The sequence below is a fragment of the Marinicella sediminis genome (assembly GCF_002000055.1).
GTDB classification, from domain to species: domain Bacteria; phylum Pseudomonadota; class Gammaproteobacteria; order Xanthomonadales; family Marinicellaceae; genus Marinicella; species Marinicella sediminis.
In genome coordinates this window covers 1-22,019 of the sequence record NZ_MVBD01000019.1, presented here as the reverse complement: position 1 = coordinate 22,019, position 22,019 = coordinate 1, and the positions used below count along the sequence as shown (strand labels likewise).

The window sequence follows — 22,019 nt, the reverse complement described above, 5'->3', positions numbered from 1 at the left end:
GCTTTCCTGTGATAATTATGCATAAGAAAAATTTACAAAGAATTAAAAAAGCCACCAGAACCAGAATTAAACTGCGTGAACTGGGTGTGCCGTCATTGTCGGTACACAAGTCAGGTAAACACCTGTACGCACAAATCTTTTCTGGTGATGGCACTTCAACGATTGCTGCCGCTTCAACCAAGGACAAAGGTTTGATTGCTGACGGTGTTTCATGTACCAACATTGACGCAGCCAAAGCAGTGGGCACAGCAATTGCAGAAAAGGCAAAGAAAGCAGGCGTTGAATCCGTAGGATTTGACAGATCAGGTTACATCTATCATGGCAAAGTGAAAGCTTTGGCTGATGCAGCACGTGAAGCGGGGTTGAAATTCTGATGAATGACAAGAGAAAAAATATGGCAGATAAAGATCAGGGTGATAACCTGTTGGAACGCCTGGTAGCCGTCAATCGTGTTGCTAAAGTAGTAAAAGGTGGTCGTCAATTTGGTTTTGCTGCACTGACAGTGGTTGGTGATGGTAAAGGAACCATTGGTTTCGGTTACGGAAAAGCCAAAGAGGTGCCAGTGGCTATTCAAAAAGCCATGGATCAGGCCCGCAGAAACACCACCAGAGTCGATCTGAATGGTCATACTTTATGGCATGCCACCAAAGCCAAACATTCTGGCTCACGTGTATACATGCAACCTGCCTCAGAAGGTACCGGTGTGATCGCCGGCGGTGCGATGCGTGCTGTCTTTGATGTGGTTGGTGTAGAAAACGTACTGGCTAAGTCTCAAGGTTCCAACAACCCGATTAACCTGGTCAGAGCAACCATCAAAGGATTGCAACAAATGACTTCACCTGAAAGTATTGCTGCCAAGCGTGGCAAGACACCTGAGGAGGTAATGGAAAATCATGGCTAAAGCAAAAAAAGTTGGTCAGGTAAAAGTGACACAAATCAAAAGTACCAACAAATCATTGGCGAATCACAAAGCCTGTGTCAGAGGACTCGGTATCAGAAAAATGCACCAATCACGTGTGGTTGATGCAACTCCTGAGAATCTGGGAATGATTAACGCTGCTATTCATCTGTTAAAAGTTGAAGAAGTTAAATAATCGTAGGTGAATGACTATGAAATTAAACACTATTAAACCTGCAGAAGGTTCAACCAAAGCCGGAAAACGCGTTGGTCGTGGCATTGGCTCAGGCCTGGGTAAAACCTGTGGCCGTGGTCACAAAGGTCAAAAATCACGTTCTGGTGGATTCCATAAAGTGGGTTTTGAGGGTGGCCAGTTGCCCATCCACAAAAGACTGCCTAAATACGGTTTTACGTCACAAATGTCAGACACACGTGCTGAATTGTGTTTGTATCATCTGAATGCCATGGATGCCACCGATATTGATCTGGCTTATCTGATTGACAAAAACCACGTTAAGCGTGGCGTCACAAAAGTCAAAGTGATCAACACCGGCAACATTGAAAAAGCGGTAAACCTGAAAGGGTTGCACGTGACCAAGGGTGCTCAGGAAGCAATTGAAAAAGCAGGCGGAAAAGTAGAATAATATGTCAAGCAGGCAAGAACAAGTAGAAAAATTACTCGGGAATAAAAAAGGCTTGAGTGAGCTCAAAAGTCGGATTTTGTTCGTTATAGGCGCCTTGATTGTTTTCCGAATGGGTTCATTTTTACCTGTTCCTGGCGTTAATCCCGCTGCCATGGCAGCCCTGCTGGATCAAAACTCAGGCGGACTGATAGACATGTTTAACATGTTTTCTGGTGGTGCACTGGGACGTTATTCGATATTTGCTTTGGGTGTGATGCCTTACATCACCGCTTCGATCATCATGCAAATCCTGGGCCACACGGTGCCGGCATTGCGTGAAATGAAAAAAGAAGGTGAAACCGGACGTCGGAAAATCACCCAATATACCCGGTACTTCACCATTGTACTGGCAGCTGTACAGTCATTCAGTATCACTTCTGCTTTGCAGTCGTTTGATACTGGCGGTATTGCTGTGGTACCACAACCTGGTTTTGGCTTTTTGTTTACCGCAACTGTCTCTTTGACTGGTGGAACCATGTTCCTGATGTGGCTCGGTGAGCAAATCACCGAACGCGGCATTGGTAACGGTATTTCATTGATCATTTTTGCCGGTATTGTGGTCGGTTTGCCAGGCGCGGTTGTGTCGGTATTCCAGATGGTCAGTGAAGGTCAGTTGAATGCATTGTGGGCCATCTTCCTGATGGTATTGGCTTTGGGATTGACTGCTTTCATCGTGTTCGTTGAACGTGGGCAACGCCGCATCACCATGCAATTCGCTCGCCGTGGCGGTCGTCAGGCCACCCAGGCACAGACATCATATTTGCCTTTAAAAGTGAATATGTCTGGTGTGATTCCGGTTATCTTCGCTTCTTCTTTGGTGTTGTTCCCCAGCACCATCGCCAGCTTTGTTGGTCAGAAAGAAGGGTTTGGCTGGTTAACCAATCTGTCACAACAGTTGTCTCCGGGTAACACGTTATACATGATATTCTTTGGTGCTTTGATTGTGTTCTTTGCCTATTTCTATACCGCGTTGACTTTCAATTCGGATGAAACTGCAGATAACCTGAAACGCCAAAGTGCCGTTATCCCGGGTATTCGTCCTGGTAAGCAAACCTCCACATATTTGGATGGGGTGTTGAACCGGGTAACCTTCTGGGGCTCCATCTACTTGTTAGGTGTGAGTTTATTGCCGGACGTGGTGAATCAATTCATCACCGTGCCGTTTGCCCTGGGTGGTACCGGATTATTGATTGTTGTGGTTGTTGCCATGGACTTTATGGCCCAACTGCAAAACCATTTGGTTTCTCAACAATATGACTCAGTATTGAAGAAATCAAACATTAAAAACTACCAGCGATCCAATAAGATCCGCAGGTGATTTTTTATCATCATTGATGAGCTATGCCATTGTTTGAAAAAATGATGGCATTGCTTTATTTGTTGATATATAATTTGCGCCCTTTCCCTAAGGGCGAAGAACATAGGTTTCATGCCTATATTTTGTAATAGAAAGGGTAAATAACTGAATGTATTTATCTTTTTGAGGAATCAGGAGTAAAAAATGGCTCGTATTGCGGGTGTAAATATACCAGTGCATAAGCATGCATGGATCGGCCTGACCAGTATTTATGGCATCGGTCGTACCACAGCATATGAAATATGTGACAGTGCTGGCGTTGATCCATCTCACAAAGTGGGACAATTGGATGAAGACGCATTAGACAAATTGCGTGCTGAAGTGGCTAAGTTCAACGTTGAGGGTGACCTCAGACGTGAAGTTGCCATGGACATCAAACGCTTAATGGATTTGGGTTGTTATCGTGGCTTGAGACACCGAAGAGGCTTGCCTGTTCGTGGTCAAAAAACGAAGACCAACGCACGTACCAGAAAAGGTCCGAAAAAACCAATTAAACGTTAATTGATCCATTCATATCATTAGCGATATCAGATTAGAGAATTGTAATGGCAAGACCACAAAAAACTAAAAAGAAAATTAAAAGAACTGTTGTTGACGGCATCGCGCATGTACACGCGTCTTTCAACAATACCATCATCACGATCACTGACAGACAAGGTAATGGTTTGTCGTGGGCAACGGCTGGTGGGTCTGGATTTAGAGGTTCAAGAAAAAGTACCCCATTTGCTGCACAGGTAGCTGCTGACAGAGCAGGCCAGGTAGCTAAGGAATATGGTATGAAAAACATTGAAGTTCGAATTAAAGGTCCAGGTCCAGGCAGAGAATCATCTGTTAGAGCGTTAAACGCCTTAGGTTTTCGTGTAACAAACATCATTGATATTACACCAATTCCTCACAATGGTTGCAGACCACCGAAACGACGTAGGGTGTAAGGAGATATAAAATGGCAAGATATTTAGGACCAAAATGTAAGTTGGCACGTCGTGAAGGCGTTGACTTGATGACCAAAAGCCCGGCCCGTGCCATGGAGACCAAGTGTAAGCTTGATGTCGCTCCTGGACAACACGGTTTGGCTGGTAAAAGAAACAAACCTTCTGACTATGCTTTACAGCTGCGTGAAAAACAAAAAGTTCGCCGTACCTATGGCGTACTGGAAAAGCAGTTTGTTAACTACTACAAAAAAGCCGCCAAGCAAAAGGGTGCCACTGGTGAAAACCTGCTTAAACTGCTGGAATCACGTTTGGACAATGTGGTTTACCGCATGGGTTTTGCAGTGACCAGAAATGAGGCCCGTCAATTGGTGAGCCATAAGTCAATTCTGGTTAATGGACAACTTTGTAACATCCCTTCTTATCAAGTGAAAGCTGGTGATGAAGTGGAAGTTCGTGAAAAATCCAAGAAACAACTGCGAATCAAACAAGCTTTGGAATTGTGGGGTGAAATGAACCTGTTTGCTGACTGGGTCAGCGTAGATGCAGGCAAAATGGTGGGTCAGTTTAAATCTGTTCCTAACCGTGATGAGTTACCAGCTGACATCAATGAAAACCTCATTGTAGAGCTCTACTCTAAATAATAACCCTTTACCAGAGAGAAATATTATGTCTGACATATTAGCGAAATTACTTCGTCCACGTGTGGTTGAAGTCGATGAACGCTCTGATTACAGTGCGAAAATCATCATTGAACCTTTAGAAAGGGGTTTTGGACATACTTTGGGTAACGCTTTCCGCCGTATTTTGCTGTCATCTATTCCGGGTTGTGCCGTGACTGAAGTCAGTATTGATGGCGTACAACATGAGTTTTCAACCATTGAAGGTGTCCGTGAAGACGTTGTTGAGATTCTGCTGAACCTCAAAACACTGTCTTTTATCATGCCTGACCGTGATGAAGCTGAAATCATGATTAACGCCACTGGCGGTACGGTGACCGCAGCCGATTTGCAATTGCCCGATGGTGTTGAAGTGGCCAATCCGGAGCAGGTGATTTGTCACCTGGACAAGAAAGCTGCTATCTCGATGCGTATGAAAGTTGAGAAAGGTGTTGGTTATGATCCATCCACCAATCGCCTCAGCACTGAAGAAAGCCGACCCATTGGTCAATTGGTACTGGATGCTTCATTTTGTCCGGTTAAACGTGTGGCTTACGACGTAGAAAATGCCCGTTTGCACCAAAAAACCAACCTCGACAAACTGATTCTTGACATCGATACCGATGGATCCATTTCAGCCGAAGACGCGGTTCGCACAGCGGCGCGTATCTTGGTTGAGCAAATGGCCATCTTCATTGACTTTAAGATTGAGACAACAGTCGAAGAGAAGGAAGAAGAAGAAAAACTGAATCCTATTTTGCTTAAACCAATTGATGAACTTGAACTAACTGTTCGTTCAGCCAATTGTCTGAAAGCAGAAAACATTCAATACATTGGTGACCTCATTCAACGCACCGAAGTGGAGTTACTAAAAACTCCTAATTTGGGTAAAAAATCATTGAATGAGATCAAAGGTGTACTTTCAGAGATGGGTCTCACTCTGGGTGTACGTTTAGAAAACTGGCCTCCAGCAGCGATCAGAACTGCTGAGCGTCTTATCGGATAAGGGGCAGCATCATGCGTCATAGAAAATCAGGTAGAAAACTAAATAGAACTTCGTCACACAGACAAGCGATGTTTAAAAACATGGCAGCATCTTTGTTTGAGCATGAGTTAATCAAAACAACTGTTCCCAAAGCGAAAGAGTTGCGCAGAGTGGCAGAAAAGTTGATCACATTGGCCAAAGTTGATTCAGTGGCTAACCGCAGATTGGCTTTTGCTAAACTGAGAAACAAAGAAATTGTCAACAAACTGTTCACTGAGTTGGGTGTGCGTTACCAGGACCGCCCCGGCGGATACCTGCGAATTCTGAAATGTGGATTCCGGGCTGGTGACAACGCGCCAATGGCATACGTTGAACTGGTTGACCGACCCATCAAAGCCGCTCCTGTTGAAGTGGCAGATGACAGCGAATAATCAAACGTTGTTAACGATGTGAAAAAGCCCGGGATTCCCGGGCTTTTTTGTGCCTGAAAGATGTCCCAGATCAATACAGAGACATGGTTGAGGTCATTGACTGTGGCAGTTGCGGCGGAATGCCCGGGTGGCTAATAGTATGATCAGGCTTAACAGCAACCAGCCATTGACGCCGAGTGTGGGAACCACAATGGGTGGTGGTAATGTACCAGTGATAACGAAAGGCAGCCCCAAAGGGGTGTTGGTACCACTGTCAAGAACGGGCTGGAAAGTCATGCCATCATCTGCTGATTGTAATGCATTACCTGTGGAGGTCACACCAACAATGGATACAGGCGGCACCCAAGGGCCGGATGTGCCAGAACCAGAACTTTGCCAATCTAGCCAATAGGTGCCGATGTTGAATTCCTGGTCAATCAATACTTCGCTGACGGCTATTTGCCGGTCATTAGAAAGCCCGGAGTCAAGTTCAACCAACCGGTTAATGTTGCTGTATTGTGTACTGATTATGCGATTGGTGCTGGTGTCACCGAACACCACCTGACTTCCGGTTTGACCCGGAGGTCCGTCCCAGATTCGCACATTGATGGCGGTGATAGTGGAAGCAGTCTCGTTGGTTTGATAGGCAAAAAACTGAATGGTTGAAATGGTGGTGTTGTTTTCAGAGATGATGAATTCATCGCTGACCCTCAGATTGAGCCCAGGAAAGTGACCAATGCCTAAGGTACTCATACCCAGGGAAATATCCTGCAGAATGCTTTCATCGGCACCACCCACTCCGCTACCCGAACTGTTTATGATGGGACCATTGTCAAAAATTACGTTGTGACCAGCCCCCATGACATAGTCAGTGGCGTTAAAGGGTATTTGACTGATATCGGATTGAAAGTCTGTGGTTTCATCAACAGCCATACTCATACCAGACAAGCTGATCAGAACGATTGTGAAAGACAGTTTTAGTGAGCGCATTGAGTTGTGATTTGATCTGGTCAAAAAGATATAATAACCCAAATTTAGAGCCGTAACGAGTTAAAATTGTAACTAATAACCAGCTAATTTACGACAGACTTTGAGTGCCAATATGAGTGAACAAAAAAAGCCAAATAATCGATTAATACTGGGGTCAGCAGCCACAATAATCATTGTTTTAATCATCGTTATAGTGATGCTGTATCAGAATAATCAAGCATTGAAAAAACAACAAACTGACCAGTTCAACAGTACGTCGGTTCAGCCTGCGATTGCTGAAAAAAAATCTACAGGCAATGTGGTCATCCTGGAAAAAAACACCAAAAAACCTGACATCAAAAATACCTTAAAGGACCGCAAAAAAGGGACCCTGGAAATGAGCTCAGAAGAAACCGGTATGCGGATGTTTCAAGAACTGAAAACCGTAACTCAGGATCAGGAGCAATTGAATGAAATCATGAATCGTTTGTTGGAAGAAGCAGAGCTGCAATCTGATCTGGAACGTTCACTGTCAAATGGTGACATCACCACAGATGAGTTCTGGGACGAGGTTGAGCAGATGCGCATGGAAACCGATGATTTTGCCTATGATTTGTTGGAAATCAAACAGTATGATCGGTTTCGTGAAGTCAGGCAAAGCTGGTCAAAAGGTCGCATACATCCTGACCGGGATTCCAGGGAATGATTAATCAGTTTGTAAACAACCTTTGATCTGCGGCCTGGCGATCAAGCCGAAATCAACGCTGTCCAAACTGTCCACTGGCTGGTCACTCAAGGCCAAAAAAGAATTGTCCGGGATAATGAAATCTGTGTGCTTGAGCTGTCGCTGCAGCAAAGATGACGCCACCCCGGGGATCGACCATTTTCTTTCTCCAATAATAATTTCATTAGAACTGAACCTCACTCGCTGACCGGGCGTGCCAGCGATTCTTTTCAGCAGCGGATGAGGTCGGGTGGCGATCTTGATGGCCGTGACCTGATGCAACAGGTTTTCTCCCGCGATGAGACATTGGTCGCTGATGGTAACCTGTTGCCCTGGTTTGATCGCCGGCAACATGGAACGTCCCTGAACCGTAAAGGATTGTTCGGCCCCGTGTGCTCCTTGATTAAGCAGACAAAAAAACACCCCGGTCCAGATATGAAGCGGGGTGTGAGTTGCAGTCATTGATGCCAGACGATCAGTAGACAAAATTAGCAAAAGGATGGTCTGAATTGGGTACTGAAGAGATATCACCGCCCACACCAGTCAGATCTACAATGGGCCCCCAATTACTGTTCGCATTGAGCTCAAAATTGTCATCATAAGTGGTGCCATCCGGGCCATCAGGATAAAAATTGCCAGCGGCTTTGTTATTCAAAATCAAACTGCCACTGGTTGTTACCACCAATCCACCATTGTCGTTGTCAGTGATGCTGTTGCCTTCTACCAAAGTATCGGTTGATGAAATCCAGATACCTGCTCCATCGTTTTCGTGTGCTTTGTTGTTGATGATCCAGGAGTTGGCGAATGTACGTATACCGCTGATGTTGTATGGTTCAAGATTAGGGTCTGATGAGCCACCATTAAGTGCCACCACGTTGTTGCGAACGATGGATGCAGAGGCGACATCAATACCAGTGCGTTCATTGTCATATGCCGTTGACATTTGCACTGTGCCGCCTAAAGCCAGATCAATTCCAAAAATCAGATTATCGGAAGCCACGCTGTTGGTCACTGTGGAGCCGGCGCCCACATCGATGCCGTCTGACTCATTGTCGAAACCGGTTGAATGGGCCACGTGGCTGCCTTCACTGGTTTGGATGCCGTTGTCGCCATTACCCATGGCGGTCGAGAACACAATCACCGTGCCATCATCGCCTTCGATGCCATCCAGACCGTTGAAACCTGCGGTGACATGCGAGATCACAGCAGAAAAGTCAGCCACCAGGCCATCGCCGCCATTGTAGGAAACGGTCAGGCGCTCAAAGATGGAATGATCGGCATTCAGGGCATTGATGCCATCACCAGCCCAGCCTTCCACATGGCCATTGAAGATGTGAATGTTGTTTTGAGAACCCAGAATATAGATGCCATCATCACCGGTTTGATTGGGTGGGTCGTTGGTGTCATAACCGCTGATGGTAAAACCGCCGAGGTCCAGGGTCACATTGTCGGTATCAATGATGATTCCATCGGAATTAAGCGTGGTGTTGGACAGGTTGCCGGTCAGGTAGTAGGATCCCGGTTCAGTGATGGTGAATGGAATGGATGAAATGGGAGTGCGGTTATCGCCACCTCCAGCGGCGGCAATGATGTCGCTGGCTTCCAGGCCATCGAGCAAATCAGCATCCAGGCCGGAACCAGCCCCATCAACGGTAATCAGTTTGGCCAGGATTTGGGCACCGGTGTCGCTCAAACCAGACAGGTCAACGGTCAGGTCTCCACCGGCATCGGTCACGGTCAGGGTGGTGTTGGTGAAATCCAGTCCGGTGTTCAATTCATTGGTGGCATCGTTGTCATTGAACAGTGCCGCCAGGCTGACCGCATTGCCACCGCTGATGGACAGGTCGTTGTCCACCAGGCTCAGGGTTTGGGCATCGGTGTTGTCCAGGTAGCCTGACAGGTCCACTGTGGACAGGCTGCCGCTCAGGCCCAATTGATCATTACTGAGGTTCAGGTCCTGCAACTCATTGCTGTCGTTGTTGATCAGTGAAGACAGGTTGGCTGAGTTGCCATCGGAAATGCTCAGTTGGCTGCCATCAAAACTCAGGGTTTGCAATTCATTGTCGTCGTCATTGATCAAAGCCGACAAATCTGCTGAGTTGCCTTCAGAAATACTGAGCTGGCTGCCGTCGAAGCTCAGTGTCTGATCATCGGTATCGATGCTGGCCAGGTCCTGGCTGAGGTCTCCACCGGCATCGGTCACGGTGAGGGTGGTACCGTTCAATGCCAGACCGGTGTTCAATTCGTTGCTGTCATCGTTGTCACCTGAAACAGTACCCAGGTCCACGGTGTTACCATCGCTGATTGACAATTGATTGCCATTCAGGCTGAGCGTCTGATCATCGGTATCGATGCTGGCCAGGTCCTGGTTGAGATCACCACCGGCATCGGTCACGGTGAGGGTGGTGCCATTGAGTGTCAGGCCGGTGTTCAACTCATTACTGTCATCGTTGTCACCAGAGACATTGGCCAGATCGATGCTGTTACCATTACTGATGCTCAGTTGTGAACCAACCAGGCTCAGGCTTTGTTCATCGGCATCGTCCTCACAAACCACGGTACCATTTTGATTGACGGAGGTGATGAAACTGCCGGCAGGGCAGGTGCCCAGCACGCGCAACTGGACTTGAGTGGGGTTCACTTCGACACTGCCTACGGTGCCTGCAGCCACATATTCGGCATGCAACGCATAAGGTGCTGCGGTCAGTTTCTGACGAGGTGAAAGGTCTGAGAATGACCCATTTGAATTACCGTCACGCAAACTGATGGCGAGGTACAATTGATCGCCGACGAAGGGAGACATGCCAAAATCCAATTCCACTGTAAACACCCCTTGAGCCACCTGAATATTGTTCAGCAATACGGTGGGACCCACCTGCAAACCATTGTTTTGCGCATCATACAACTCAAATTCAAAGTCAAAGGCCGCATTGGCAGGGATAACGATGTCATTGCCACCTGGAATCACCTTGAGTTCACCCTGGTAGGTGAATGCGGTCCCAAGAGGAGCTGCCCCGATGTTGTGGCTGGCCAGCAGCAGTGTGGTTAATAGTAAAATAGTGCCTGTCAAATTGAGTTTCATGTTGAGTACCTTATTGCTCTTATCGGATTAATTGGGTTCGAAACCATCAGCAAAAATTAAATCGCTGGGTGCGTTGTTATTGGTGGCATTGGCCCAGAATCCACCGGCGATGAAATGACTGTTGTCAGCAGCGCTCTCAGTGCCTGCATCGGCCTGACCAATGCTGCCGGTCAATACCACCGTGTCACCATTGAGGATGCCCTGTGAGACACCACCACCATTGTCAACAGTGCTTTTACTGATCTCGACGTTGTCTTGCAGTTGTTGAGCCCGGGTGACGGTTGATGTCAGCAGGCCTGATATGATGATGACTGTGATTATTTTGATGTTCACGGTTTTTGGATTCAAAAAAGTTCTTGATCACTGACCACAGCGACCTGAAATAACTGGAATATTGGAATGCTCCACCCTTGTTAATAATGTACCCATAATTTACGGCTGAGTCAATGTTCTGCCGTTGGTTTGCTGGTGATTGTATGGCTCAAGCAATTTGAATTGCTCAGGTTGGTACATGCCAAGATGAGTATGCCTTAAAATGCCAGTTATAAGTACTTGCAGATGGCTTGAATAGGTGGTTCGGGCAGTCAACAAAAAAGACAGATATAAATTGAATAAAGGGTGTTTTGTGTGGTCTATATTTGTTAATCTACACATTCTTATTCACACAATCATGGCTGGCAAATGAATAAATATCACCAGAAAGCCCAGGTGGCTTACATCGCGGTATTGGCGTTGATGTTGGTTCCATTACTGGGATCTTTATTACCTGATCCAATCGGTTCTTATGCGTCCATCTACATGCCTCCCTTTACCTGGACCGGGTTCATTGCTTTTGCTGCTGTTTACATCATTTTGATGGGAATCATTGCAGTGGGTCAGCCATTCAGGTTTTTTACCTTATTACCTGCCCTCGGCTGTGCATCATTGCTGATTTATGCCTTGCATGTTGAATATGTGGATTTTCTCATGCCATGTAATCTGTGTATCTTACAACGGGTGGTATTTTTTGTCGTTGGTGTACTGTTCCTGTTGGCCAGCCTTAAGCCAGTGAAACATGCAGTCAGGAAAGTTATGGGTGTCCTGATTCTGCTGGCCAGTGGGGTTGGCATTGGCATCGCCGGACGTCATGTGTGGTTACAAAACCTGCCATCTGAGTTGGTGCCTGACTGTGGTCCCAGTTTACACATGCTGCTGGAAGACTCTTCTTGGTGGAGTGCGGTATCGTCCGTACTATCGGCTTCAGGTAGTTGTGCAGAGATCAAATGGACCTTTTGGGGCATGAGTATGCCCACATGGACGTTGATCAGTTTCATCATCATTTTTCTCTACACAATCCTCTGGATGGTTGTTAAAGTAGAACCCACAAAACAATAATCATTAATATCCACAAATTATGAAAACCTTAAACAAAAGACAACAACAAGCGCATTGGAGTTTAGACAGCTGGAAGCAAAAATCCATTCGCCAGCAAGCCACTTACCCTGATGAGGTGCACTTGAACAAAGCACTGGAAACCTTGTCATCATTGCCACCCTTGGTGACCTCATGGGAAATCAAACGCCTGAAAAGTTACCTGGCTGAAGTGTCCAGGGGTGAACGGTTTTTGGTACAGGGTGGTGATTGTGCGGAGAGTTTTGCTGATTGCAATTCATCCATCATTTCAAACCGTTTGAAAGTTTTGATTCAAATGAGTTTGGTGCTGATTCATGGATGCCAGATCCCGGTGGTCCGGGTTGGTCGTTTTGCCGGTCAATATGCCAAGCCCCGTTCTGCTGATCTGGAAACCCGTGATGGTGTCAGTCTGCCGTCATTCCGCGGCGACATTGTGAATGAAAACGAATTCACTGAAAAATCCCGGGTTCCCAATCCGGATAAAATGCTGGAAGCTTATCATCATTCTGCGATGACCATGAATTTCATCCGGGCATTGGTGGCCGGTGGATTTGCCGATATCCGCCATCCGGAATATTGGGACATTGCCTGGGTGAAACATTCAAAAAACGCTGATAAATTTCATAACCTGGTGAGCCAGATTAAGGAGTCAATACAATTTGCAGAGGTGCTTGTTGGGCGTAAAGTGAATAACCTGTCCAGTGTTGAGTTCTTTGCTGCTCATGAAGCTCTGCATTTGCATTATGAACAGGCTTTGACCCGCACTGTACCAAGACAGGAGGGATACTTCAATCTGAGTGCGCACTTTCCCTGGATTGGGCTGAGAACCAATCAATTGGACAGTGCTCATGTTGAGCTGCTGCGGGGCGTAGAGAACCCCATTGGGGTGAAGATCGGGACTGAAACCGATGACGATCATTTGATTGATTTATGCCGCACCCTGAATCCCAACAACGAAGCCGGTAAGTTGACTTTGATTCATCGTTTTGGAGCAAAAAACATCGAAGCCAATTTACCGCGCCTGATCAAGACGGCTCAAAAAGCCGACCTTGATGTCATCTGGTGTGCAGACCCCATGCACGGTAACACTGAGGCCACTTCCAATGGCTATAAAACCCGTCGCTTTGACAACATCAGTAAAGAAGTGGAGTTGTCCTTTAAGATTCATAAAGCCAATGGTTCACACCTTGGCGGAGTTCATTTAGAGCTGACCGGTGAAAACGTCACTGAATGTTTGGGTGGGGCCCGGGCTTTACAGGAAGCCGATCTGAGCAAAGCCTACACCACTCAAGTGGATCCGCGACTGAACTATGAGCAGGCTTTGGAACTGGCCTTTTCCATCAAAGATTTTTATCATCAGTAATGCGCTCATCTTCAGCGATCAAAGCCGTGCCCCTGAAGCACGGCTTTTTTTTGTCAGAACAATACTCAAGTCCTGCCAAAAGTTTCCTTTGCCATAACAGATTAACGGCTGTCAAGATCCCTGAACAGTGTTATTGAAATGGTGTTGTTTGCTCAGTATGATGGCTGCATCCTTCATCATTATGGATCAGGCCATGTCCAACCAACAAATCATTCTTAAACTCAGCTGCCATGACCAAATTGGTGTGGTGGCAAAAGTGTCCAATCATTTTGCTGAACAACAGTTCAATATCATTGAGTCGTCACAATTTGAAGATCCTGACACCAGTTTGTTTTTTATGCGCACGGTGCTGGAAAATGCCGGTGATGAGGTGTCGATGGATGACATCCGTGAACAGTTTACGCCAGTGGCTGATACCCTGGGTATGCGCTGGCAGATTCATGACCGTCAGGCCAAACCCAAAGTGCTGATCGCAGTCTCCAACTGGGGGCATTGCCTGAACGCCATGCTCAATGCCTGGCGAAACCAGAGTTTACCGGTGGATGTGGTGGGGGTGGTGTCCAATCACCGCATCATGGAATCGATGACCGACTGGTATGGCTTGCCGTTCCATTATTTACCGGTTGAATCCGGACACAAGGGCGATCAGGAAGCGCGTTTGTTGCAGGTTTATCGGGACGCGGATGCTGATTTGTTGGTGTTGGCCCGTTACATGCAAATTTTGTCACCGGCTTTGTGTGACACCCTGGCCGGCCGCATCATCAATATCCACCATTCTTTTTTACCGGGATTTGTGGGGGCAAGACCCTATCATCAGGCCTACCACCGTGGGGTCAAGCAGATCGGTGCAACGGCCCATTATGTCACCGCAGATCTGGATCAGGGCCCCATCATCGAACAGGCTGTAGAACGGGTGTCACATGCCAATTCACCCCAGGAGTTGACTGACATTGGCCGTGACATCGAAGCCATGGTACTCAACAGGGCGGTGAAATGGCATGCTGAACACCGGGTCTTGATCAATGGAGTCAGAACGGTGGTGTTCAATCGTTGATGACATGGGTACGCCCAAATCCTGATCGGTGAAAACAGATCAGGATTTGATCATTGCATACTGAGGGTCAGAGTTTCTGGCCCAACAAGGTTCCTTGTTTGATGGCGCGCTTGGCATCCAGTTCAGCGGCCAGATCGGCACCACCAATGATGTGGTAGTTGTCTCTATCTTGATACAGCGCTTTGTTGGAAACCTGCCCGGCACAAATGATGACGTGGTCCACATCGAGGATTTGTGGTTTTTCTTTGACGGTGATGTGTAATCCACGGTCGTCAATCTTGTCATACTGAACGCCGGTGAGGGTTTTAACACCTTTCTTTTTCAGGCTCAGGCGATGAATCCAACCGGTGGTTTTACCCAGTCCTTTGCCTGGTTTGGAGGTTTTGCGTTGTAGCATATATATGTCTCTGGCCGCAGGGTCATCATGTGCCTTAATCAGCCCCCCCGGCGATTCAATACTTTGGTCGATGCCCCATTCAGCACAAAACTCATCAATGGTCTGTGCCTTGCTGGGATCGTCTACAGAAAGGTATTCAGAAACATCAAAACCAATACCACCTGCGCCGATCACAGCGACTTTTTTACCGGCTTTTTTGCGCCCACTGAGCAGGTCATGATACAAAATGACTTTGTCATGGTCGATGCCTTCTATACCAGGTACCCGGGGAGTTACCCCAGAGGCAATGACCACTTCATCAAAATCACTGAGGTCAGCTTCGGTGGCTTTGTGATTCAATTTCAGCTTCACCCCATGCTTGTCCAGCAAGTGGGTGAAATAACTGATGGTGTGAACAAATTCTTCTTTACCCGGAATGGCTGCAGCCAGATTGAACTGACCACCGATTTGCGCCGCTGCTTCAAACAAGGTGACCTGATGGCCGCGTTCGGCAAGGGTGGTTGAGCATGACAGACCGGCCATACCGGCGCCGACCACTGCAATGTTTTTGCTGGTCTTGACAGGTTGGGATATGAATTCGGTCTCATGACAGGCAGCGGGATTAACCAGGCAGCTGGCCATTTTATTTTTAAACACATGATCGAGACAGGCTTGATTGCAGCCGATACAGATATTGATGTCCCGGACATCACCAGACCTGGATTTTTTCACCAGATCGGGATCTGCCAAAAATGGACGGGCCATGGAAACCATGTCGGCCTTGCCTGAGGCAATGATGTCTTCAGCAACCTGAGGATGATTGATGCGATTGGTGGTTACCAGCGGTACTTTAACTTCTTTTTTGATCAGTTCGGTGACCCAGGCAAATCCTGCCCTTGGTACCATGGTGGCAATGGTTGGGACCCTGGCTTCATGCCAGCCAATACCGGTGTTGATGATGCTCACGCCGGCTTGTTCAAGTGCTTTGGCCAGTTTAATGACTTCATCAATCGATGAGCCGTTATTCACCAATTCAAGCATGGATAAGCGAAAAATAAGAATGAAATCCTGTCCCACAGCAGCGCGAGTCTGACGAACTATTTCCAGTGCGAAACGGGTGCGATTATCAAACGAGCCACCCCAGTCGTCATCCCGGTCATTGGTGCGGGGAGAGATGAATTGATTGATCAGATACCCTTCTGAACCCATGATTTCAACGCCATCATAGTTGGCTTTTTGAGCCAATTTAGCGCAATTGACGAAATCCCGGATTTGTTTGTGAATCTTCCTTTCACTCAGCTTTTTAGGTTTAAATGGGGTGATCGGTGATTGCTTATCGGTAGCAGATACATTGAATGGATGGTACCCATAACGTCCTGAGTGCAGGATCTGCATGCAAATCAAACTGCCTTCCTGGTGTACGGCTTCAGTGATCAGTCGATGTCGTTTTACCTGAAAGCCATATTTTAAAAATCCGGAAAAGGGTCCGACCCAGCCAGAGATGTTCGGGGCAATACCACCGGTAACCATGATGCCAGCTTCACCAGCTGCCCGTTGTCGGAAATATTCAGCCAGTTTGGGGTAGTTTTTTGCCCGGTCTTCCAGGCCCGTGTGCATAGAGCCCATCAAAACGCGGTTTTTAATGGTTTTGTTGCCGACGGTTAACGGTTCAAAGACGTGTGGATAATTCTGTGCGCTCATTGATGCATTCTCTGTTGTTCAGCTGGTTTCAATCATCAGTGTGACCCAGGCTTTGCGTGCCTGTTGCCAACGGTACTGTTCCCAGAACGGTAATTCGTGGCTGAGGGTGGACTGACCTTTAAGGCTCATTATTTTAATCAATTTACCGGCCTCAGTGGGGACATTTTTCAAACGATTGTTTGAATACAATTCAGTACACAGTTGCGGTTCGCACAGTAAGGTGAGGTCTACCTTGGCATCCACACAAGCCTGGTACCTTTGATGAATGTCCCCCACGCATTCAGCGGCGGCCATACCCAGGTCATCACTGATGGTGGTACCATGGAAACGGTGTTGATTGGTCAATATGTCCTGACACCAGTGCAGGGAATAACCGGTGGGTTGTTCACACACCTGGGTGTAAATCACATGTGACAGCATCATGGCATCGATCACCCCGGCTCTGATGTTCTGAACAAATGGCATCAGGTCCAGTTGTTCTAAGGCGGACATGGACCGATCATCTTTGGGCAGTTCATGATGTGAATCGGCTTTTACAGTACCGTGGCCCGGGTAGTGTTTGGCAGTGGTACACATGCCGGCTGAGCGCATGCCCTGACAATACTGTTCAGCAAGCACACTGACCTGATCTGCGGTTTGTCCCAAAGCCCGGTCCCCAATCACATCGCTGCCGTTGTCTATGTCCAATACCGGAGCAAAACTCAGATCTATCCCAATGCTCAGCAACTCACTCGCCATCAGCCAGGCGTGTAAATGGGTCATGGTCAGACCCAGTGCCTGATCCCGTTGGTAAACCTCACCCAGCCGGGCCAGTGGCGGAAGCTGAGTGAAAGGCAGGCCAAAGCGAATCACCCGACCACCTTCCTGGTCCACTGCCAGTAGAAAGTCTGTGCCTTTTAAGGCACGGATGTGACGTATTAAGCGCACCAGTTGGTGATAATCTTTGAAGTTTCTTTTGAAAAAAATCACCCCTCTGGTCAAGGGGTGTTTGAGGTTGTCCAGGTCTTGCTCAGTGAGCTCGTAACCTTCAATGCCGGTCATAATGTAAGTCATGGCAGAATTATAGCTTAATCTGACTGTGTATCATGACTAATCATGTGGTTTGGTTTTGCGACAGCGTTTGAGTCTGGTGCAGATCGCCGGGGCATTCAGTGGCTTCATGGAATGGATTGATCAGCTCAAAGCAATCAACATCAGATTGAAACTTCAATGCCAAGGTCGTTGAGCAGATCTGTATCCCTGTTGCAGGCGACCTATATAAGCAAAAGATGATTTAAATATACCCTTTGGCGGTGTGCTGGATTTTCTCAATCATGGCATTCAGACCATTTGATCGGGTAGAGGACAGGTGTGAGGACAGGCCAATGGTTTCAATGAAATCCGGATCGGTATCGATGATGTATTGAGGGGTTTGGTCGGAATAGATGGTCAGCACCAGGGCGATCAGGCCGGAAACTATGGCGGCATCGCTGTTGGCCTGAAAATGTAATTGACCGTCTTTGTACTCATGTACCAGCCAGACCTGCGATTGACAACCTGCCAACAGGTTGTCATCGGTTTTCAATGATTCGTCCATGGGCGGTAATTGTTTGCCCAGGTCGATGATGTACTGGTATTTTTCCATCCAGTCATCAAACATATCAAAGGTTTCAATGATTTCAGTTTGGTTGTCCATTAATTCTTCTGTCATTTCATGCTCCAGCGGGTTCCGTCAGCAGAGTCTTCGAGTACCACACCCATGTCATCCAGTTGGTCGCGGATTTCATCAGAGCGTCCCCAGTCTTTATCTATCCTTGCCTGCTTTCGCTCGGCTATCAGCCGTTCCACCTGTTCTTTGATGTCTTCGCCCGCAGATTGTTTATCAGCGAACCATTGGGCCGGGTCGGTTTGCAACACACCCAACAATTCACAGCTGTTCAGCAAGGCTGATTTTATTTGGACTTTTTCGGCATTGCCATTGGCATTGGCCAGCGCTTTGGCCAATTGATTGATTCTGGCAAAGGCTTTGGGGGTGTTCAAATCATCATCCAATGCGGTCAGAACATCTGCGTCAACCGGGATATCTTTATCCACTGGTACATCACAAACGTCATTCAGTGTGCGGTAAATGCGGTCTATGGTCTTTTCTGCCTGGGCAATGGACTCAGGAGTCCAGTCAACCGATTGGCGGTAATGTGCACTGAGTAGGACCCAGCGGGCAACCTCTCCTTTGATTTCAGCCAACACCTCCCGGATCAATTGGATGTTGCCCAATGATTTGGACATTTTCTGATCACTCATGGTGATGAAACCATTGTGGACCCAATAGTTGGCAAAATGCCTGGTGTCATTGGCGCAACAGCTTTGCGCCACTTCATTTTCATGATGAGGAAACACCAGGTCTTTGCCGCCGCAATGAATGTCGATGGTTTTGGCCAGGTGTTTGGCCGCCATGGCTGAACACTCAATGTGCCAGCCAGGCCGGCCACGTCCCCAGGGACTGTCCCAGCCAGGTAAAGTGGGGTCGGAAGGTTTCCACAAAACAAAATCTCCAGGATTTCTTTTGTAGCCAGCAACTTCTACACGGGCTCCTGCGAGCATGTCATCCAATGAACGTTTGGATAGCGCTCCATAATGCTCATAAGTGGTTACATCAAACAACACATGACCTTCAGCAGCATAGGCGTGCCCTTTTTTGATCAGCTCTTCGATCATGGCGATCATTTCAGCGACGTGATCGGTGGCATAAGGTTCAATGTCTGGCATTTTCACCCCCAAACCTTTCAGATCTTCGTTGTATGCAATGGCATACTCGGTTGAAATGTCTTTGATTGAACGACCGGTGTCCTTGGCTGATTGATTGATTTTGTCATCAATATCTGTGATGTTGCGGGCAAAAACCACATGTGGGTAGTGATGTCTCAGCAGGCGATTGAGTACATCAAAAACCACTGCCGGTCGGGCATTGCCTATGTGTGCATAGTTATAAACTGTGGGGCCACACAAGTACATGGTTACACGATTAGGGTCAATCGGGGTGAACAGTTCTTTTTGTCCGCTTAAGGTGTTGTGTAGGTGTAAGGCCATGGTTATGTTAATGCGCTTCATACCAGATCGATGGCTGATCGGGTGATGGACGATATCATCTATTCAATTAAAACGCTTATTCTATTGAATCGTTGGAAAACAGTACACCTTTTTACCACGATACTCAGAAAAATTTTGTCTGCCATTGTTATTAGTGGCTGAATTGACGATAATGTGTAGCCTTTTAATCAGGGGCGACCAACCACTGTTAACGGAACTTTAAGAGCAGAATATAACTGTGAAATCAAACACTTCCATACAAGTATCTTCCACCTTGAGCGAGCACCGGCTGCTGACATTTCAATGGGGTTTACAGCCGCATGAAGCACAGCCATTTGTGGCGCCCGTTCCGCTGGAAGTACTGGCCGAATCACCCGGATATGCAGAACATTGGAATACGGCTGATGACGCCAATTATGAACACAAAGATGGCCATCAATTGATCAGTACTGAAGAGCATTTGGTGATGGTGTTTCAGGCTGATGATGTTAACTTACATGATTGGGTCAGCCAGGTTTATCGTCGTGCTTATCAGGCATCCAAAGCAGCGGGTTATCCACATTTGTTGCGGACCTGGAATTACCTGTATGACATCAATGCAACAGACCAGGGGCTGGAGCGCTATCAGACTTTTTGTGTGGCACGTCACCAGGTGATGGAATCTTTACAACTCTTGAATGATCCCAATCCGGCAGCCACTGCCATTGGAACTCACAACAAAGAAAATAGTCTGGTGTTTTTATTTGCCAGATCTGCAGGTCATGTGATTGAAAACAAGAGACAAACCCCAGCCTGGGAATACCCGCAACAATATGCTCCCAGACAACCCCGTTTTTCCAGAGCCATCATCATTGATGATGTGTTGTTTTGTAGCGGTACAGCCAGTGTGGTGGGTCATGAAACCGCCCATGTTGGTAATTTGCCAGCTCAGTTTGATGAATGTCTGAATAACTTACAGGTTTTGATTGAAAGCAGTGGGGCCCGTCATCGGCTGGCAGATGGTATGTATCGCTTTTATGTGCGTGACAAGGCGCATTTGCCCCAGGTTTCTGAGAAAATTAAAAACAGTCAGATTCAACAATATGTTATCCTGCACGGCGATGTTTGCCGTGAAAACTTATTGATTGAGTGTGAAGTTGTGTTCCAATCAAACTGAAAAGCAGGTAGAATCATTGAATTAAGTTTGTGTGATCGGTTCATTTGGGGGATGAAGTCATACATTGACCTATGAGCCATTGAGAGAGGATAGACCATGTCAGATGCTTTTGACGAAGCCACATTTGATGAATTGTATTTAAGTGAGCGTTTCCAGAATTCCAGTTTTTTCAAACTGAATGTGGAATCCCTGAATCGGTTTTTGTCGATGTGTCACCGACGAAAATTTCCCAACAAAACCACCATCATCAGACCAGGAGATCTGGCCAATACCCTGTACTATATCGTCAGTGGATCAGTGACCATTTCATATGAAAATGATGAAGGCAAAGAGTTGGTGCTGGCCTATTTGAACAAAGGAGACTTCATTGGCGAAATGGGATTGTTCATGAAAACCGAACGCCGTGAAGTCATGGTTAAATCAAAAGAAAAAACCGAAGTGGCTGAAATTGGTTACATGCGGCTCGGACAATTGTTTGAAAATGAATTGAAAGATGATGCCAAACATATCCTCTATGCCATTGGGACCCAGCTGACTCATCGATTGTTACAAACATCCCGTAAAGTGCATCGATTGGCGTTTTTGGATGTCACCGGACGCATTGCCCGTACTTTGCTTGACCTGTGTAAAGAGCCAGGTGCTTTATCTCACCCTGACGGTACGCAGATCAAAGTATCCAGGCAAGAGTTATCTCGCATTGTGGGTTGTTCCCGGGAAATGGCTGGCCGGGTACTCAAAGATTTGCAGGAGCAGGGTAATCTGGATGTTAAAGGCCACACGATTGTGGTTTTGCATGATCGTCAGGATAAGCCGTCCATCAGCTGATACTGTTCCACTGAATTCCACAAAAAAAAGCCTGATGTTTGCATCAGGCTTTTTTATTTCCCGGTTAAGGGTTATGGCTCGCAGACAGCGTCTTTATTTTTTAGCCTTATAAATTCCAGGCTTAATCATTTCAGCTTTGATCGCTGATTCTGATGGTGGCGTGGCTTTGGGTTGCTCAGGTTTCTTCTGCTCAGGTTTCTTCTGCTCAGGTTGCTTCTGCTCAGGTTTCTTCTGCTCAGGTTTTTTCTGCTCAGGCTGCTTCTGCTCAGGTTGCTTCTGCTCAGGTTGCTTCTGCTCAGGTTTCTTCTGCTCAGGCTGCTTCTGCTCAGGTTGCTTCTGCTCAGGTTTCTTCTGCTCAGGCTGCTTCTGCTCAGGCTGCTTCTGCTCAGG

General features: G+C 47.1%; 25 protein-coding genes. 16 read left to right on the top strand and 9 right to left on the bottom strand.

The window, feature by feature from the left end; translation table 11 throughout:
- Nucleotides 1-14: 14 nt before the first annotated feature.
- From rplR to rplQ, 10 genes are all read left to right on the top strand, one after another.
- Nucleotides 15-374 carry a 50S ribosomal protein L18 gene (gene rplR, locus B0475_RS16945; RefSeq protein ID WP_449288545.1) on the top strand — a complete coding sequence of 120 codons (360 nt, stop codon included), beginning with the start codon at nt 15-17 and terminating at the stop codon, nt 372-374.
- Nucleotides 374-901 carry a 30S ribosomal protein S5 gene (rpsE, locus tag B0475_RS16940; protein WP_232781911.1) on the top strand — a complete coding sequence of 176 codons (528 nt, stop codon included), beginning with the start codon at nt 374-376 and terminating at the stop codon, nt 899-901. Before rplR ends, rpsE begins: the two co-directional genes overlap by 1 nt.
- Nucleotides 894-1,094 carry a 50S ribosomal protein L30 gene (gene rpmD, locus B0475_RS16935; RefSeq protein WP_077413071.1) on the top strand — a complete coding sequence of 67 codons (201 nt, stop codon included), beginning with the start codon at nt 894-896 and terminating at the stop codon, nt 1,092-1,094. Before rpsE ends, rpmD begins: the two co-directional genes overlap by 8 nt.
- Before the next feature lie 10 nt (nt 1,095-1,104).
- Entirely contained in the window at nt 1,105-1,542 is a 438-nt protein-coding gene (gene rplO, locus B0475_RS16930; protein WP_449288544.1) for a 50S ribosomal protein L15, read from the top strand.
- Nucleotide 1,543: 1 nt separating this feature from the next.
- The gene (secY, locus tag B0475_RS16925) at nt 1,544-2,899 is read left to right on the top strand and encodes a preprotein translocase subunit SecY (protein WP_077413069.1); all 1,356 of its coding nucleotides are present in this window, start codon (nt 1,544-1,546) and stop codon (nt 2,897-2,899) included.
- Nucleotides 2,900-3,082: 183 nt separating this feature from the next.
- Nucleotides 3,083-3,439, top strand: a complete 357-nt coding sequence (gene rpsM, locus B0475_RS16920; protein ID WP_077413068.1) for a 30S ribosomal protein S13 — start codon at nt 3,083-3,085, stop codon at nt 3,437-3,439.
- A gap of 44 nt (nt 3,440-3,483) precedes the next feature.
- Entirely contained in the window at nt 3,484-3,870 is a 387-nt protein-coding gene (gene rpsK / locus B0475_RS16915; RefSeq protein WP_077413067.1) for a 30S ribosomal protein S11, read from the top strand.
- 11 nt (nt 3,871-3,881) lie between these two features.
- The gene (rpsD, locus tag B0475_RS16910; protein ID WP_077413066.1) at nt 3,882-4,511 is read left to right on the top strand and encodes a 30S ribosomal protein S4; all 630 of its coding nucleotides are present in this window, start codon (nt 3,882-3,884) and stop codon (nt 4,509-4,511) included.
- Between the two features lie 25 nt (nt 4,512-4,536).
- Complete coding sequence (locus B0475_RS16905) at nt 4,537-5,532, top strand: DNA-directed RNA polymerase subunit alpha (protein ID WP_077413065.1); 996 nt, start codon at nt 4,537-4,539, stop codon at nt 5,530-5,532.
- A gap of 11 nt (nt 5,533-5,543) precedes the next feature.
- Nucleotides 5,544-5,942 (top strand): 50S ribosomal protein L17, encoded by a 399-nt coding sequence (gene rplQ, locus B0475_RS16900; RefSeq protein WP_077413064.1) that lies wholly within the window; start codon nt 5,544-5,546, stop codon nt 5,940-5,942.
- Nucleotides 5,943-6,035: 93 nt separating this feature from the next.
- Here rplQ and B0475_RS16895 read toward each other — a convergent pair whose 3' ends face one another.
- Complete coding sequence (locus B0475_RS16895) at nt 6,036-6,911, bottom strand: hypothetical protein (RefSeq protein WP_077413063.1); 876 nt, start codon at nt 6,909-6,911, stop codon at nt 6,036-6,038.
- Nucleotides 6,912-7,023: 112 nt separating this feature from the next.
- On the opposite strand from B0475_RS16895, the gene B0475_RS16890 reads away from it, so the two are divergent.
- Nucleotides 7,024-7,596 carry a hypothetical protein gene (locus B0475_RS16890; RefSeq protein ID WP_198538368.1) on the top strand — a complete coding sequence of 191 codons (573 nt, stop codon included), beginning with the start codon at nt 7,024-7,026 and terminating at the stop codon, nt 7,594-7,596.
- Here the strand turns inward: B0475_RS16890 and lepB are convergent, their stop codons facing one another.
- Genes lepB through B0475_RS16875 form a run of 3 tightly spaced genes read right to left on the bottom strand, consistent with a single transcriptional unit; the run spans nt 7,597 to nt 11,029 of the window.
- Nucleotides 7,597-8,076, bottom strand: coding sequence for a signal peptidase I (gene lepB, locus B0475_RS16885; protein WP_077413061.1), 480 nt, complete (start codon nt 8,074-8,076; stop codon nt 7,597-7,599).
- 13 nt (nt 8,077-8,089) lie between these two features.
- Nucleotides 8,090-10,696, bottom strand: a complete 2,607-nt coding sequence (locus tag B0475_RS16880; protein ID WP_077413060.1) for a beta strand repeat-containing protein — start codon at nt 10,694-10,696, stop codon at nt 8,090-8,092.
- Between the two features lie 27 nt (nt 10,697-10,723).
- Nucleotides 10,724-11,029 (bottom strand): hypothetical protein, encoded by a 306-nt coding sequence (locus B0475_RS16875; RefSeq protein WP_077413059.1) that lies wholly within the window; start codon nt 11,027-11,029, stop codon nt 10,724-10,726.
- A gap of 348 nt (nt 11,030-11,377) precedes the next feature.
- On the opposite strand from B0475_RS16875, the gene B0475_RS16870 reads away from it, so the two are divergent.
- The 3 genes from B0475_RS16870 to purU all read left to right on the top strand — a co-directional run bounded on the left by B0475_RS16870 (nt 11,378) and on the right by purU (nt 14,505).
- Nucleotides 11,378-12,070, top strand: coding sequence for a disulfide bond formation protein B (locus tag B0475_RS16870; protein WP_077413058.1), 693 nt, complete (start codon nt 11,378-11,380; stop codon nt 12,068-12,070).
- Nucleotides 12,071-12,089: 19 nt separating this feature from the next.
- Nucleotides 12,090-13,451 (top strand): class II 3-deoxy-7-phosphoheptulonate synthase, encoded by a 1,362-nt coding sequence (locus B0475_RS16865; protein WP_077413057.1) that lies wholly within the window; start codon nt 12,090-12,092, stop codon nt 13,449-13,451.
- A gap of 157 nt (nt 13,452-13,608) precedes the next feature.
- On the top strand, nt 13,609-14,505 hold the full coding sequence (gene purU / locus B0475_RS16860) for a formyltetrahydrofolate deformylase (protein WP_232781910.1): 897 nt from the start codon (nt 13,609-13,611) through the stop codon (nt 14,503-14,505).
- A 67-nt stretch (nt 14,506-14,572) separates the two neighbouring features.
- Here purU and B0475_RS16855 read toward each other — a convergent pair whose 3' ends face one another.
- The 4 genes from B0475_RS16855 to cysS form a co-directional block, all read right to left on the bottom strand.
- On the bottom strand, nt 14,573-16,582 hold the full coding sequence (locus tag B0475_RS16855; RefSeq protein ID WP_077413056.1) for an FAD-dependent oxidoreductase: 2,010 nt from the start codon (nt 16,580-16,582) through the stop codon (nt 14,573-14,575).
- Nucleotides 16,583-16,600: 18 nt separating this feature from the next.
- Nucleotides 16,601-17,635, bottom strand: a complete 1,035-nt coding sequence (nagZ, locus tag B0475_RS16850; RefSeq protein WP_077413055.1) for a beta-N-acetylhexosaminidase — start codon at nt 17,633-17,635, stop codon at nt 16,601-16,603.
- Nucleotides 17,636-17,855: 220 nt separating this feature from the next.
- Complete coding sequence (locus B0475_RS16845) at nt 17,856-18,272, bottom strand: SufE family protein (RefSeq protein ID WP_077413054.1); 417 nt, start codon at nt 18,270-18,272, stop codon at nt 17,856-17,858.
- A complete protein-coding gene (cysS, locus tag B0475_RS16840) occupies nt 18,269-19,648 on the bottom strand; it encodes a cysteine--tRNA ligase (RefSeq protein ID WP_077413091.1) in 1,380 nt (459 codons plus the stop codon). Before cysS ends, B0475_RS16845 begins: the two co-directional genes overlap by 4 nt.
- 238 nt (nt 19,649-19,886) lie before the next feature.
- Between cysS and B0475_RS16835 the strand changes: the two genes are divergently transcribed.
- Both B0475_RS16835 and crp read left to right on the top strand, forming a co-directional pair.
- Nucleotides 19,887-20,804 (top strand): chorismate transformation enzyme, FkbO/Hyg5 family, encoded by a 918-nt coding sequence (locus B0475_RS16835; protein WP_077413053.1) that lies wholly within the window; start codon nt 19,887-19,889, stop codon nt 20,802-20,804.
- A 96-nt stretch (nt 20,805-20,900) separates the two neighbouring features.
- Entirely contained in the window at nt 20,901-21,629 is a 729-nt protein-coding gene (gene crp, locus B0475_RS16830; protein WP_077413052.1) for a cAMP-activated global transcriptional regulator CRP, read from the top strand.
- Between the two features lie 125 nt (nt 21,630-21,754).
- On the opposite strand, the gene B0475_RS18070 is transcribed toward crp, so the two are convergent.
- Complete coding sequence (locus tag B0475_RS18070) at nt 21,755-21,973, bottom strand: pentapeptide repeat-containing protein (protein WP_408606451.1); 219 nt, start codon at nt 21,971-21,973, stop codon at nt 21,755-21,757.
- Nucleotides 21,974-22,019: the final 46 nt, after the last annotated feature.

Excerpts from the sequence above, each read along its gene's own strand:
- rpsE (WP_232781911.1), top strand. The coding sequence starts at position 374 with ATGAATGACAAGAGAAAAAATATGGCAGATAAAGATCAGGGTGATAAC.
- rpmD (WP_077413071.1), top strand. The coding sequence starts at position 894 with ATGGCTAAAGCAAAAAAAGTTGGTCAGGTAAAAGTGACACAAATCAAA.
- rplO (WP_449288544.1), top strand. The coding sequence starts at position 1,105 with ATGACTATGAAATTAAACACTATTAAACCTGCAGAAGGTTCAACCAAA.
- secY (WP_077413069.1), top strand. The coding sequence starts at position 1,544 with ATGTCAAGCAGGCAAGAACAAGTAGAAAAATTACTCGGGAATAAAAAA.
- rpsM (WP_077413068.1), top strand. The coding sequence starts at position 3,083 with ATGGCTCGTATTGCGGGTGTAAATATACCAGTGCATAAGCATGCATGG.
- rpsK (WP_077413067.1), top strand. The coding sequence starts at position 3,484 with ATGGCAAGACCACAAAAAACTAAAAAGAAAATTAAAAGAACTGTTGTT.
- rpsD (WP_077413066.1), top strand. The coding sequence starts at position 3,882 with ATGGCAAGATATTTAGGACCAAAATGTAAGTTGGCACGTCGTGAAGGC.
- B0475_RS16905 (WP_077413065.1), top strand. The coding sequence starts at position 4,537 with ATGTCTGACATATTAGCGAAATTACTTCGTCCACGTGTGGTTGAAGTC.
- rplQ (WP_077413064.1), top strand. The coding sequence starts at position 5,544 with ATGCGTCATAGAAAATCAGGTAGAAAACTAAATAGAACTTCGTCACAC.
- B0475_RS16895 (WP_077413063.1), bottom strand. The coding sequence starts at position 6,911 with ATGCGCTCACTAAAACTGTCTTTCACAATCGTTCTGATCAGCTTGTCT.
- B0475_RS16890 (WP_198538368.1), top strand. The coding sequence starts at position 7,024 with ATGAGTGAACAAAAAAAGCCAAATAATCGATTAATACTGGGGTCAGCA.
- lepB (WP_077413061.1), bottom strand. The coding sequence starts at position 8,076 with ATGACTGCAACTCACACCCCGCTTCATATCTGGACCGGGGTGTTTTTT.
- B0475_RS16880 (WP_077413060.1), bottom strand. The coding sequence starts at position 10,696 with ATGAAACTCAATTTGACAGGCACTATTTTACTATTAACCACACTGCTG.
- B0475_RS16870 (WP_077413058.1), top strand. The coding sequence starts at position 11,378 with ATGAATAAATATCACCAGAAAGCCCAGGTGGCTTACATCGCGGTATTG.
- B0475_RS16865 (WP_077413057.1), top strand. The coding sequence starts at position 12,090 with ATGAAAACCTTAAACAAAAGACAACAACAAGCGCATTGGAGTTTAGAC.
- purU (WP_232781910.1), top strand. The coding sequence starts at position 13,609 with ATGATGGCTGCATCCTTCATCATTATGGATCAGGCCATGTCCAACCAA.
- B0475_RS16855 (WP_077413056.1), bottom strand. The coding sequence starts at position 16,582 with ATGAGCGCACAGAATTATCCACACGTCTTTGAACCGTTAACCGTCGGC.
- nagZ (WP_077413055.1), bottom strand. The coding sequence starts at position 17,635 with ATGACTTACATTATGACCGGCATTGAAGGTTACGAGCTCACTGAGCAA.
- B0475_RS16845 (WP_077413054.1), bottom strand. The coding sequence starts at position 18,272 with ATGACAGAAGAATTAATGGACAACCAAACTGAAATCATTGAAACCTTT.
- cysS (WP_077413091.1), bottom strand. The coding sequence starts at position 19,648 with ATGGCCTTACACCTACACAACACCTTAAGCGGACAAAAAGAACTGTTC.
- crp (WP_077413052.1), top strand. The coding sequence starts at position 20,901 with ATGTCAGATGCTTTTGACGAAGCCACATTTGATGAATTGTATTTAAGT.